Genomic DNA, 15933 nt, shown 5'->3' with positions numbered 1-15933 from the left:
GATTGCCACCAATCCGGCAGCTTCCACCTACGGCAGGACTATAGCTTCTTCTTCAGCTTGCGAGAAATGGCATCCAATTGCTTTTGCGAAAGTTTGTTGTACTGGAAGTCGGTCGGTGTCATTTCCTTAACCTCCTTACGGGAGCAGTGTTGGACAATTTGTTCAAGATGTTCTCCAAACCGCTTAGCGAGCCGCTGAATCGTTTCCTGATGATATTGATACTTGTTGTAGTTTATTTCCATACTGAATTGACCGTTGGAAACCATGGCATTCAATTCCATCTTATATCCCTTCTGAACCTGCGGCCCGACCTCGGGTCCAGTCGAAATGTCGGACACTTGGAACACCGCCGTCCGCGCTGCCTCCTGGTCAAACTGCCCAAGGTAATTGAAGACAAGCTCCGGTTTGAGCAGGTAATCCAGTGAAAGTTCGGAGGTCGAGTCATGGAAGGTCAAATATTTCATAATTTCATAGCCCAACCCTTTACCCGGTACTCTTCGCAACTCATCCTTGGTACTCTTGATCAATTCGGCAAGATCGTCCGTCCCTTTCTCTCCGAGCACGAACGGGAACAGGGATGTGAACCATCCTACCGTCCTCGACACATTCACCCCTTTTATTACATCCTCCCGGCCATGCCCTTCCAGTTGGATCAGTATATTACCGGAACCTGCCCACTCTTTCAGCGTGCGGCTCAGAGCCGCAAGAAGAAGGTCTTGTATCTCCGTACTGTAGGCATGGTGAGCGTCTGTTAACAGGCTACGGGTAACATTGGTGTCCAATGTCAGCTTCTGAACCGCGTGATCCCCTGCCTGATTCGAAGAAATCGAATGGTCGACGGGAAGCTCGGTGACAGAAGTCCGCTCGACGGCACTCCAGTATCCTGTTTCTTTTAATAGTGACGAGCTTACGGAATACTTCCTCAGCTTCTCCGACCATGCTTGGAAGGAATCCGTTTTGTCCGGGAGCTTCGCCTCCGATTGTTCAAGCAATTGCTTGTAGGCAGTGGAGAAGTCCTCCAGAATGAACCGCCAGGACACCCCGTCAACGACCAGATGATGAATGATGAATAACAGATAATCTCCGGTATTTGTATGATAGATCGCCAGTCGGATAAGCGGTCCCTGCTCGATATTCAATTCCGTCTGCAGTTTGGCAGATTCCCGCTCGATTTCGGCCACAGTGTTTGCAGTTCCTTTGAGATCGATCACATTCAGCTTGTAATACTCCTGTTCTTCCAACCCTTGATTGAACTGAACGATCCTGTCATCCTCCATGCCAAACCTCATCCGCAGTGCGTCGTGGTGCTCCACCAGACGATCGAACGCCTCGGCGACCAACCCCGGAACAAAGCCTTCCGGCCTGTGCACCATGACTGAATGATTGTAATGATGGACATGCTCCCATTTCTGTTCGAACAGCCGATATTGAATCGGAGTCAAGCCTACCTCTCCAGTCACCGGCTCCTGACTGGTTTTGACAGTCAGCGTCTGTACGTATTTGCTCACTTCCCGGATTGTCGGATGTTTGAACAGATCCCTCATTTCCATCCGCAGACTGTAAGCTGTTAATCGTGAAGATACCTGCAGTGCCTTGATGGAATCGCCGCCGCATTCAAAGAAGTTATGATCCGTTCCTATACCTTGTACGCCCAACGTTTCCTCCCATACACGCAGCATCACTTCCTCAATTTCGTTTATTGGAGTCGAGTCTTCTCCGCAAAGCTTGACTTCCATGACCGGATCGGGAAGCGCTTTGAAGTTCACCTTGCCGTTCTCATTGAGCGGTATGTGGTCAAGGAAAACATAAGCAGAAGGCAGCATATATGCCGGAAGTCTGGCCCCTAAATAGTTTCTCATATCCTGCGCGGTCAACACTTGCGTAGTAACCAGATAGGTACAAACGTATTTGCTGCCGTTGTCGTCCTCCTTCACGGTGACTACGGCCTCTTGCACATCCGGATGAGCCGCAAGCTGAAACTCGATTTCAGCAAGCTCTACCCGGTAACCACGGATTTTGGTTTGATGGTCGACTCTGCCGATGAACTCAATGCTGCCATTCGGCAATCGCTTAGCCCGGTCTCCCGTTTTATACAGACGCTGTTCAGAATGGAGGGGATGGGAGATGAACTTTTGGTTCGTAAGTTCTGGCTGTCCCAAATATCCGCGTCCAACCCCCCGCCCGGCGATCACCAACTCACCTGGTATTCCATCCGGCAAAAAGTTTCCGTAATTATCCATAATTTGTGCTTCTGTATGAAAGATTGGCTGCCCAATTACCGGCTGACTGCTGAATTCCTCGAATGAATCCTGGTCGAATGGATGGGCAATACATCCGATCGTGGCTTCCGTAGGTCCGTAGTGGTTTACGAATCTGGTGTACGGATACCGTTCAAAATATCGCTTAACGTCCTGGATCCTCATTTTCTCGCCACCAAGAACGATCAGTTCCAGCGAGTTCAACAGCCCTTCCGTATCAAACCGTTCATGATTCGCCAAAATGTGAAACAGAGACGGCGTCACTTTAATAAATGTAATGCCGTTCAGTGACATGTAGTCCAGTACGAAAGCCGGGTCCACATAATCGTGTCGGTCGAGCAGATGCAGCTCGCAACCGCCCGCTAACGCCGGATACAGCGCGGTATAGCACAAATCAAAACCGGGCGAGGAAAGGAGCATTGTTTTGTCTGTGCCGTCGATTCGTTGACTCGTCACAAACCAGTGCACATAATTCACCAAATTGCGCTGCTCGATCATAACGCCTTTGGGTGTCCCGGTTGTCCCGGAGGTATAGATCAAGTAGGCCAAGTCGTCTTCTTTCACCGGAATATTCAAATTCTTCTCCAGACCATCTGTCGCTTTGAGATGATCTAGAAGGAATAATTGCCCCCCAGTGTCAGCTGCAAGCAGATCGGCAGCATAGGTCAACAGGAACTGGGCGCCGCAATCCGCCAACATATACTTGATTCGTTCCTGAGGGAACTCGGGATCAATCGGCAAATACGTGCCTCCCGCTTTGAAAACAGCAAGCAGGGCAGCTATCGTTTCAGGCCGGTTCTCCATCCTAATCCCGGCAATACGGTTGCCTTCTCCGAAACCGTTCTCCAGCAGCATTTTTGCCAACCGATTGGCTTTTCCATTTAGTTCGGAAAAGCTCCATCGATCCTCTCCGCAGACAAGCGCCGTCTGATTCGGCATCCGTTTTGCGGTCGACTCGAACCATTCAATCATTGTGCCAAATGCCGGTTTCTTCGCAGCTTCGGTATCTTGGAGCAGCTGCCTATGCGAACCGTCTGTCTTCTCCTCACCCGACAGCAGGGAGAGCTTGGCAAGCTCCAGCTCCGGCCTGTTCGCACACGTGTGAAGCACATGGACCAATAACTGAGCAAACCGTTCCAGTGTATCAGCAGTAAACAAAGCAGTGCTGTAGACGAATTCCAAAAGAATATTATCCCCGGTCCGTTTGACCAGCAGAGAGATATCAAACTTGGATGAGTTCTGCTGTAGCGCATAAGGCTTGACTGCCAAACCTTTCACTTGAAAATCGTCTTCGTCTGCATTCTGCATCGTCAGCATCACGTCAAACAATGGGCTTCGGCTCAAGTCTCTCGGAATCGACAATGCCTCTACCAAGCTCTCAAACGGAAACTGCTGATGTTCATAAGCGTTCAGGCATATGTCTTTGACTTCCATCAAATACTCACGGAAGCTCTTCCGGCCCTCTGGGCTAGTTCGAATCGCCAGTGTATTGATGAATACGCCCATCACCTTGCGCAGATCAACATGATCTCTTCCGGCTGACGCCGTCCCTACAATAATGTCCTCTTGCCCCGCGTATTTGGATAGGAGGATGCTGTACCCGGCAAGTAAAATCATATAGAGGGTTGTCCCCGTTTCGAGCGCTAACTGCTGCAATTGAGCTGTCAGCTCCGAACCGACAGAAGTTTCAAGTTTTGCCCCCTCATTACTTTGGTATTGCGGACGAGGAAACTCAGTCGGCATACTCAATACTGGAGGCTCTACGGCAAATTGCTTGAGCCAGTATTGCTTATCATCTTCAAACGATCCCTCATGCAGCTGCTCGTTATACCAGGCGGCATAATCTTTATATTGAATTCGAAGCTCCGGCAGTTCACCGCCGCTGTACAGCGTATTGAATTCCTCTATGAACACTTCAATGGAAGAACCGTCCGAAATGATATGGTGCATGTCAATCAGCAGGACATAACAGTTTGCATCCCTTTTTGCCAGACATGCCCTAAATAAAGGAGCTTTGCTTAGATCGAAAGGCATGATGAATCTCTTGGAAAGCGAGACTAAATCGGCATCGTCCATGCATTCGACAAGCTCAATGGCAAATTCAACCTCAGGATGAATGATCTGCACTGGCTCCCCGTCGACCGTCCGGAAGGAGGTGCGGAACGCCTCATGTCTTTGTATCATGGTACGGAAACTGGTTTCCAGCTTCCCAATATCCAGATCTCCCTCGACCTCAAAGGCTGCCGTCATGTTATATGCCGTGCTGGCCCCATTTAATTGTTCAAGGATAAACAGACGTCTTTGCGCCGCTGACAATGCGTAATGGCTGCGAGTTTCCGCAACGGGAATTTCATCAAACGTACGATGGTTGCCATGCTGAATCAACCTTGCTAATCCTCGTACCGTAGGATGATGGAAAAATTCCCCCACAGATATTCCCACACCCCATTCTTTGTTCATTCTGGCAATCATGATCGTCGCTTTCAGGGAGTGGCCACCCCGTTCAAAGAAATTATCATGAATGCCGACTTGCTCAAGGCCCAGTTCTTCCTCCCAAATCAGAACCAGTCGCTCTTCGATTGCATTTTCTGGAGGCGTATAAGACTCCAAAGTAAGTGCACTCACTTCCAGCTCAGGCATTGCTGTTTTGTCGATTTTTCCGTTTAGCGTCAACGGCATCTGCTCCAGCGGTATAAAGTAGGAAGGCACCATATATTCAGGCAGCGACTTGAGCAGACTTTCCCGAATCGAGCCCAGTTCGCTCCCCGCTTGCGGAACGTAATAAGCGCAGAGGTAGGAATTTCCTTGGTTGTCCTGTTTGGCCACCACAACGGATTCCTTTACCGGAAGCTGACGAATCATCGCTGCCTCAATTTCTTCGAGCTCAATCCGGTACCCACGGATTTTAACCTGAAAGTCCATTCTGCCTATATATTCAAGGCATCCATCTTCTCGCCATTTAGCCAAATCTCCGGTCCGGTACATTCTTTGGCCCCGGACTTGCGGATTGTCGACAAATTTCTGATTCGTCAAATCGTCGCGCTGCCAGTAGCCTTCGGCCAATCCATCTCCTCCGATGCACAGCTCCCCGGGCAGCCCGATCGGAACCAGCATATCGTTGGCATCCAGTAAATAAATCTGTGTATTGCTAATCGGTGTGCCGATATCCACTATTTCCTTCTTCGTCAAGTTACTGATACAGGACCATACCGTCGTTTCTGTCGGACCGTACATATTAAATATGTTTAAACTGGAACCCTCCTGAAGTCGGTGTAAAAAATAAATCGGGAGGGGTTCTCCGCCGAGCATAATGTCGGTCACGCTGCTTAGAAATGTCATGTCCGGGTCACCGCCCAGGAGCATTTTCAAACGGGACGGCGTCATTTGCAGCATTTGCACATGATGTTTCGTGATCAAACGGTTGAGCGCTAAGGGATCCCGCTGGTCCGACTCTCCTGCGATGACGACAGTGAGCCCTTTGGTTAAAGGCACCCACGTTTCGAGAACAAAAATATCGAAAGAAACCGTCGTCAGGCACAGTATGCTTTTGCCGGGGGAGAATGCGATCTCCTTGGTCGTAGCTTCGATAAAGTTATGGACTGCCCGGTGCGATATCATGACTCCCTTGGGATTTCCCGTAGAGCCCGAGGTATATATAACGTACGCATTGTGATCGGCTGTATGAACTGGTAAGGAAGACATATCTTCCGGTGTTATCCCCTGATACAAGCTTTCATCGTGCATGTTGATCGTTGCGATACTGTATTCCACCTGGACGTCCAGCCCTTGATCGGTCAGCAAAATTTGTGCACCGCTGTCGACCAGCATATACTCAATCCGCTGCACCGGATATTCCGGATCAATCGGCAGGTAAGCGGCTCCCGCTTTCAATACGCCAAGCAAAGCCACGATCATGTGAATCGATCGGGTAACCATTACCCCGGCAATCGTTCCGGGCAGCACCCCTTTTTGCCGAAGCGCAGCCGCGAGCTGGTCCGATTGGGCATCCAGTTCACTATAGGTATAAGACTTATCCTCCCAAATTACCGCAACCTCATCAGGAGCACGTTCTGCCTGCCGCCGGATCAACTCATCGATTGTCAACTGCTTGTCATAAAGAAGCTCGGCTGCATTAAATTCAAACAGCAGTTGTTGACGCTCCTCCGCGGATAAAATATCAATCTCCGATAGAGTCAATGCGGATTGATCCGCCGCAGCATTTAGAATATTTACATAATGCACGAGCATCCGCTCTGCCTTTTCATGCTTGAACAATTTTTTACTATAGTCCAGGTTTAAGGTTACCGATTCCTCATTCCAGTCCTCAGCACTAAGCGTCAGATCATAGGGCGACACACCAGGATTTTTCTCTTCCGGCTTAAATGTCACTCCCGCTCCAGACACACCCTCTAATTCCATATTTTGAAAAATAAACATGACATCGAACAACGGATTGCGGCTGGGGTCTCTTCGGATATTGAGCTTTTCCACCAGCATTTCAAAGGGATAACTTTGATTTTCGAATGCTCCGATGCTGCTGTGCCGAACTTCCTCCAAATACTCGGCAAATGTCTTGTCTTTGGCCGGATAACTACGGATCGCAACAGTATTGATAAACACACCAATCAGCGGCTCGATGTCGGGATGAATACGCCCCGAAACCGGAGTACCAACAACAAGGTCATCCTGGCAGGAATATTTATGCAAAAGTACTTTATAAGCCGTAAGCATAACCATATACAACGTGGTGCCCGTATCCGCGGCCAATCGGCGAAGTCTTTTCGTCAATCCTTCGTCCAAGCAGGAGGTTAGTCGTTCCCCCTCCACGCTCAGTTGTCCAGGCCGCGGATAGTCCATTGGCATATTCAGAGTGGGCAGCTCTCCTACAAATTCATTAAGCCAGTAAGCTTCCTGCTCTCTCATACGTTGTTCGTTAACCGTTTGATTCTGCCAGACAGCGAAGTCCGTGTATTGTACTCTAAGCTCTGGCAGTGCATCTCCTTGATACAATCCCACTAGCTCTTTCATAAATACGGCCATGGAATAACCATCTGAAATCAAATGATGCATATCTACTAACAGCAGAGATTCAGCATCGGACAGTTTGACAAGCTCTGCCCTGAAAAGTGGCGCTTGGGTCAGATCAAACGGCTTTACGAAATTTCGGAACCGGTCATCTGTTGTTTCCTCAGAAGAAAGTTCCGAGTACGGAACGTCCAGCACAACCGCATCACCAATTCTCTGCACAATTTCCTGGCCCCGAATTTCAAAAGACGTTCGAAACACCCGATGTCTGTCCACAATTTGTTGAAGAGCAGTAATTAACCGGTCCGGATCCAGTTCACCCGCAAGATGGATCTGACCCGGGATATTGTGGATAAGACTGTTCGCCTCAAGCTGCTCCAATATATAAATCCGCTTCTGGGACGCGGATATTCCATAGTACTCCTGCTGAGGCTGTACCGGAATCAGATCGTATGATTCCTCCGCATGTCCGTTCAACAACCCGGATAACTGGCGAACCGTCGGCTGCTGGAACCACTGGCCAATTGGAATTTGAATACCGAACTCCCGGTATATTCGCGACAGCATGACTGTCGCTTTCAAAGAGTTGCCGCCAATGTTAAAAAAATGATCGTTAGCACCAACATGCTCGGTCCCCAAAAGTTCGTTCCAGATTTCAGCAATGCTGGACTCCATCTCATTTAACGGCTCCTGTTCCTGCGAGAACATATCCAGACCGGATAGTGCATTTTCGTCGATGGATCCGTCATCCAATCGCTGGAACGACTCCAGTACCGCCACATCAGCAGGTATTGCATACTCGGCCAGGCGTTCGGCCATCTCCACTCGGACACGCGAAACATCGATCGGCATCTGAGATGCAATATACGCCGCAAGTCTCGTGGATGCGTGATGACATTTTATTATCCGAACAACCACTTGAGCCTGTTTCAAGCTTTCCAGCTTCGTCAGCTCGGCTTCCAACTGTGTCAAGTTGATGCGGTATCCGCGAATTTCCGCCCAGCGATCAGTATCCCCACACATGATCATCGCCCCGGAAGGAACAATCATCGCGAGCTGTCCCGAAGGTATCATTGCATCGTTCTCTAAATTCAAGGTATGCAGTTCGCCGATGGAACCGATCGGAGTCGGTTTCCGCTGCGAATCAAGAATATACTTTCCCTTATGTTTATTCTGGAACTGCGATAGCGCATGCGTATGCTCTTCAGTACTCAGCGACATTTGCGATACACTCATGGAGGAATCTTGTGTCATGGAAAGTAATAGATGCCGGTAACCTTCCGCCCAAATCTTCATAACTTCCGGTTCGAATAAATCGGTGCTGAAATCGAAATCCAACCTCAGCTCTTGATTGATTTCCGTTACATTAAGAAACAAATCATAATGCAAATGGCGAACAGGGTACGGAAGAAGCTCAGTTTCTAATCCACTAAAGTTCAGTTGACGAACAGGACGGTCCATATTGAACATCATATTCAAGTTCGGTATATGCACATCGGGCATATGTTCCATCAGGCTTGCGAGCGAACAACTTTGATGCCGGTCCACCCGCTGCATGACTTCCTTTACGGCACCTAAGTAGTCAGCGATCGATTCACTGTCATTCAGCTCCGTATATATAGGAAGCAAATTCACACAATTTCCGATCAGGTGGGTTTCCCCCATGTGGGATTGTCCTGCCGTTGGAATGCTGACGATAATTTGTCTTTGACAGGTGAGCCGATATAAAAACAAACTGTAAGCAGCCAGCATGGTAATAAAAATACTGTTCTTACTACGAATGCTGAGCGCCCTTAACCTCTTCGTCTCATCCCGATCCAGCACCAGAGTATACCTGCCACCATTGAACATCTTTTTTCTAATGTATCCGTGAATCGAAGGCAGCTGTAAGGTTGGAACTGGCTGGCTGCATTGGGCCGACCAGAACGTCGCAGCCTCGTCGGCATCGGGTTGATGAAGTTTTTGTTCCTGCCATTGCAAATATTCGCGAAATTGGACCGGCTGCGGCAGCTGCGGTATTCGTTTTTCGCAGACCGCCGAATAAGCCTCTTCCAGCTCGCCTGCAAATATAGCGATCGACCAACCGTCAATGACGATATGATGGAAGGCAAATGCCAAAATGTATTCCTCATCGTCCATTTGCAACACGGTAATCCGAAACAACGGCTGCCCGGTTTGCAGATCGATTGCTTCGGAAGCGTCCGCCGCCAGCCAGCGATCCAGATTATCCTTACTACTATCAGCCAGATCACCGCGCATATCCTGCACCCTCAACGGTGCTTGCGCCTCGGGCAGAATCTCTTGGTATTCACCGCTGGCATCAATGACCGTGCGCAGTGCCTCGTGCCTGCGGATCAGTAAGTTGACCGCCTGCCGTAACGCATCAATATTCAAAGACCCCTTCATTCGAAGCAGTACGGATTCATTCAAAGAAGCGGAAGCGGGTCCGCCTGCAACGGAGGAAATCCAAAGCTGTTTTTGCTCATTGGACAGCTTGACACGCTTTCCTCCTCCGCCGTCATCGTCCGGAGGTGGGTCTCCCGGCAAAAATCCGCCACGCTGTAAATCGCTCACGGTCTCTTTTACGATGTGAATGATCGTACCAATATCTTCATCGGAATGGGCCGTGGACATGAAGCAATTCCGTCCTTCCCACACATAAAGTCCTCTGTGGTTCAAATGATAGAAGAACAGCTCGATGTCTCCGAAGGAAACAAAGCGGAATAAAGATCCGAAATTCACCATATAAATCGGAACTTTCCGCTCTTTGAAGAAGGCGTTCAATGATTGCACGAGATAATCCGTTTTACTATTCAACTCGTCGTACAATGCGGGACCTTGAGACTCCAAATAGTCGATCGTTTTTAAAGCCACGCGCATCGTGAGCGGGTGAGTGCAGAACGTGCCTCCGACAAAGGTTTTACGATCGGCCTTTGACGGATAGGAGATATCTCCAAAATTCCACTTCCCGCCGTCGATCGGATCCATGAAATCTCCTTTCCCGGCCACGACCCCGATGGGCAGACCTCCCCCGACCACCTTTCCATACACCACCAGATCGGCATTTACACCAAACCAGGCTTGAGCGCCTGCCAGGCCGATTCGGAACCCGGTGATGACTTCGTCAAAAATAAGCGCCGTCCCCGATTCGGAAGTGATCTCCCGGAGCTGCTGCAAAAATTGGCGCGGCTGCAGGTCCGGCCGGCGACTCTGCACGGGCTCGACGAGCACTGCTGCCAACTCATGTCCATACTTGCGGATGAGTTCCAACGATTCAGGCTTATTGTAGTTCAGCATGATAACGTCGCGAACAAAATTTGCCTGGATGCCAGGTGCCATCGGGTACGCGGCAGCATCGGAATCCGGATGGGATACCCCCAACACTCCGTCGAATGTACCGTGATAGGAGCCGGAAAAAATGACGACCTTCGAGCGTCCCGTCGCGGCTCTCACCGTACGCAGTGCAACCATGACAGCTTCTGTTCCGGAATTGTAGAAAGCCACGCGTTCCATGCCCGTAATCCGGCTAATTCTTTCCGCTACATCGCCGGCCAGATCAGACATCGGGCCTAACGGAGGCAGAGAAGAAGAAGACTGCTCTTTCATCTCTGAAACGAGAAATTCCGGATTATGCCCGAGCAGATTTACGCCGAAGCCCATTGTCAAATCAATATATTCGTTGCCGTCCACGTCCCACATCCTTGAACCCGAAGAACGCTCGGCCACGATCGGATAAATTGCTTCTTTCCAATAGGAACGGAATCCCGGTACATTGCGGTTGTTTGCATGGACATACCGCGTCCGCTGCGCATATGTTTTGGACCCTTCTGTACGTCTTGTATATTCCGCAAAAAACTTATTCAGATGTTCTTTCTGCTGCTCTGTAAAATCTCCGTCCTCTCCAATCACCATCGGCTGATAGGGAATAAATGGCTTAGGCTCCTGCCCACCGCTGCCGGTTGGCGCAACCCGAACGGCAGGATCGGCCTGAAACACTTCGGTCGATTCGGGAGCAGCGCTGGAATCAGGAGAGGATACAAAGTTGGACAGATTGGCTGTGCTCTGGCCGTCTGGTCTCACCTTTTCTTTCTCTCCCCGCTTGTATCCACCCGGCAAAACGTCAAAATTCCGCACGTCTCCCTCAGTTCCGCTCATCTTTGCCCCGCTGCCGCTTAAAAGCTCCAACTGCCTGCCGAGAATATCATTCACATTTTGCTGCTGAAGGGTCATCAGCTCTATCTGCTGGGTAAAAATCCGCTCCAATGCCGAGCTTCCCGCAACCGGCGGAGATATCCAATCCTTCATCTCCACGGAAATAGTCGCTGCAGCCTGAAGTCGCTGATCTTCTGCTTCTTGAAGCACCGCTTGCTTCTGGGACTCTTCCTCCTGGTTCGGGACTTCCTTAGGTGCCGAAGCCACAGCCGGTTTCAAATTGGCATTTTCGATAATATATCGGGTTAATGTGTGGACATTGGTGATCGAGTCGAAAAACCTTTCAATCGCGATATCCAGCAGGTAAATATGTTCAATTTCCTTGCGAATCCGGACAAGCATGATAGAGTCCAGTCCCATTTCAAGGAAGTGGGCGGAGCTGTCTATCTCAGTCACGTCCAATCCTGAGGCATCACCGATCATTTTCTTCACTATTTTCTCTACATCAGCCGACAAATGGGAAGTTTCAGCGGTTGGCGTCATTAAATCCTTTTGCTTAGAATTCGTATGTCCTTCCTCCTTTCGATGATCGCTTCGTTCAATTTCAATCCAGCAGCGCTTACGTTCAAAAGGATACAGCGGCAAGGGAACCTTTCTCGCGGAATAGAGCTTGTCCCATTCGATCCGCGCGCCCTGAACGTACAGCTCGCATAACCGTTCAAGCTGCCACCCCCGGCTCTCTAGCGCCGTGGAAGCGAGGTTCAAAATCATCCCGGCTGCTTCTTCATTGATACGGTATAATTCTTCTTCAGTGATTTCTCCCCGCCCGGGTTCCCGGTTTGACTCGGAAACGATCCGATGTACACCTCGAAATATTCCCTGCTGTCCTTTGTTCTCAGCAAGATCTGTCAGTTTACGGGCTAATTCTTCGCGTGAGTGGCAGACGAATGCGATACGGTACTCAAGATGAGCCCTCCCTGTGCTTGCCGTGTAGCAAATATCGGATAAGGCCTGGTACGGATATAAGTCCAAATGGTCCACATGACTGCGAAGCAGCTCTTGAAGAGCGCCTTCGCTTTTGGCAGATAGGGTGAACAAATGGGATCGTCCATCCTCTTGTTCCGCTGCTTCCGCTCTTGGATCAACGAATTCCTCCATAACCACATGGCAGTTCGTTCCGCTGAATCCGAAGGAACTGACTCCGCAGCGAAGCAGTTGCTCCGTTGCATCAAATGCAGCGGGCTCGGAATTAATATAAAAAGGGGAATGCTCTAAATTTATATTTTTATTTGGCTCTCTGAAATGGAGCAGCGGCGGATTTTGCCGGTGCTTAAGCATCAGAACCGATTTAATCAGACCAGCGATCCCAGACGCTTCAAAAGTGTGTCCAATATTGGCCTTCACGGAGCCTAGTGCACAAAACTGCTTCTTATCTGTATATCCGGCAAATGCTTTTTCTAATGCTGAAAACTCGACTGGGTCGCCCAGCTTCGTCCCCGTTCCGTGAGCTTCGATAAACGTAAGGGTTGCTGGATCCACGCTCGCATCCTCCCAGGCCGCACGGATCACTTCACTCTGGGAAGCAGGGTTAGGCGCCGTAATTCCCACCGTCGTTCCATCCTGATTCACCGCGCTGCCCTTAATGACAGCATATACTTGGTCTCCGTCACGGAGCGCCTGAGCCAGAGGCTTCAACAACACGGATGCCACCCCTTCGCTCACGCCCGTTCCGTCCGAATCTGAATCGAAGGCGCGGGTATAACCGTCCTTGGATTCCATATCCAGACCTAAAGACAAGGGAAGTATGGAAGTTCTGACCCCCCCAGCCAACGCCATCTCGCATTCGCCAGAGCGAATCGCCTGACACGCCATATGAACAGCGACCAAGGAAGAAGAACAAGCCGTGTCTACGGTTACCGCCGGACCCTTAAAATCAAGAAAATACGCGATGCGGCTGGCCAAAACGGAGGGCAAGTTTCCGACGATATAATTTGATATCTGGTCCGGCTGTGCTTTGGAAATCAGACGTTCGTAATCATATCCCACTTTTGAATAACCGGCGTATACCCCCACCTTCCGGCCGCGCAGCTTATCTCCGGCATATCCTGCGTCCTCTATTGTTTTCCAAGCTTGCTGAGTAAATAACCTTTGATTCGGGTCCATTAACTTGGCTTCATTAGGGGTGATTTTGAAAAACGTATAATCGAATTTATCAATTTCCTTTAAATATCCTCCGGCACTAAACTCGGGTTCCTGGACATCCAGCCCCATCACGGATAAATAATCTTTGGCATCTTCCCGCCGATTACCCTGCAATTCTCCGATATGATGGCGGCCTTCCATCAAATTTCCCCAGTACTCCTGAACCGTTGCCGCACCCGGCAAATGAAGTGACATCCCGATAATCGCGATATCATGATCCTGTTTCGATGAATCAATTCCATTTTGCTCCGGTTGATGGGATAAATTTGGTTCAGACTTCAGGAATTTGGCCAAGTCATGAATCGTCGGATAAGCGAACAAATCTGCAACTGCTAGTTTGACCGAAAACCTTTTCTCAATCCGGTCAGCCATTTGCGCCATATGGAGGGAGTTTACTCCCATCTCGAAGTAACTGTCCCGAACACCGATCTCGTCTTTCCCGAGGACTTCGCGACAGATACGCTGGATATCACGCTCAATTTCCATTTGCGAACTCCTCGGATCGAGAGACTCTTGCTGCTCGTCCGCCATTTCCTTTTTTTCTGCTGAGAACATACTCTTCAATTCCTGTAAAACCTCAGTAAACTCGCCATTCTGATACTGTTGGGCAAGTACATACCGCTGTATCTTTCCGCTGGTCGTTTTCGGCATTCGTTTGGTCGGAACCACATCCGCAATTTCCCAGCCTCCCCGCTCGTTCAAAAGCCGCTTTAGCTTTAGCGCGATCGGATAAAACTTCTCTATTTTTCTTTTGGAAACGACAAATATAACAATTTCTTCCTTTTTATTTTCTGTATTGTAAATCCCACATACGGCTATTCGGCCGAGCTCCACACCGTCTATTTCCTCAGCAATTCGCTCCAGATCATGAGGGTATACGTTTTGCCCGTTCACAAAAATAATATCCTTCGCCCGTCCGGTGACGACTAACTGACCGTTGCGGAGGAATCCCAAATCCCCGGTTCTAACCCAGCCGTCCGGTGTTAATAGCTCACCAGTTGCTTCCGGGTTATTGTAGTATCCTTTGGTGACGTTATCCCCCCTGATATGTATATGGCCTATCTTACCGTTCATTGACTCTGTTCCGTCCTCATTACAGATCCTCAACTGGCAGTAGTCGATCGAGTAACCGACTTCTACAAAGGACAACGCATAGGGTAATTCTTGATCAACTTCAATAACCTGTTCCCCAATATTAAGATGACGGCGGTCGACAAATACGGTCACAAATTCATCTTCGATCGGAGGCAAAGCAACGCCTACAGAAGCTTCGGCAAGTCCATAAACAGTACACATAGCAGTCCGTTTTAGACCGTAAGGGGCGAAGGTGTCCAGAAATTCATTACACAGCTCGGTTGAAATCGGCTCTGCTCCGTTATAAATCAGGCGGATATTTGATAAATCCCAATTCTCAGCTTTTTCCGGTTTGAAAAACTGCAGTAAGTATTTATAGCCGAAATTCGGAGAGGAGATGACAGTAACCTGATGCTCGCTTGCTTTTTTGATCCATAGTGCGGGTTGTCTTATAAATAAGGATGTTGGAATAATATATTGATCCGAGTTGGCTGTCAGAGGTGTCAAGTGGTTGCATATCATTCCCATATCATGAGTCAGAGGCATCCACTGCAAATAGGAGTCTTCAGAGGTGGTTTTAGTTCTGTTTATAATACCGTTAACGTTATAGATCAGATTGCGATGGGTCAGTATAACCCCTTTGGGATCTCCCGTCGAACCTGATGAAAATTGAATAAAGGCAATATCTTCGGGATGTGGACTATAGATTTGGGGAGAGAATGCCCGTGAGAATACTGAATTGTCGTCAAAAAGTGATACCTTGCCGCGAAGCTTGTCGAATAATTCTGTCTGTTCGCTTTTCACCGCAAATTCTTCCAAATTTTTCAATATTTTTGAGTTTGCAAGCAAATAAGGGCGATTCAGTATATTCCAAATACGAAATACTTTGCTCTTATGTTCGTCATTGTTCCCAGTGCTTACCGGGACAGGAATCATACCGCCAAGGATGCAGCCCCAAAAAGCGATAATAAAATGGCGATTGTCGTCTATTTGAAACACAACCTCCTGCCCTGTCTCCACTCCCCGCTTTTGAAGGTAGCCTAAAAATCCGCAGGCTTCTTCATAGAGCTCCTTATATGTAAGCTGCTTCTCTTGATCGTCCCCTTCAATAAAAATGATTCCCCGATCCGCTGTGTTCCCTCTTTCTTTCAATACGTCAACCAGGCTTGTAAATTGCTTTGTGTACACATTCTTCCCCCCAAAAAAATGATGAAATTCATTA

The 15933-nt window shown here is 49.0% G+C and carries 1 protein-coding gene; it reads right to left on the bottom strand.

Annotation, left to right across the window (positions count from 1 at the left end):
- Positions 1-38 precede the first annotated feature (38 nt).
- Positions 39-15899 carry an amino acid adenylation domain-containing protein gene (locus AC1DE7_RS16590; RefSeq protein WP_477534815.1) on the bottom strand — a complete coding sequence of 5287 codons (15861 nt, stop codon included), beginning with the start codon at positions 15897-15899 and terminating at the stop codon, positions 39-41.
- Positions 15900-15933 lie beyond the last annotated feature (34 nt).

The organism is Paenibacillus sp. 10L310 (assembly GCF_056395745.1).
This window is presented reverse-complemented; position numbering and strand designations above follow the sequence as displayed.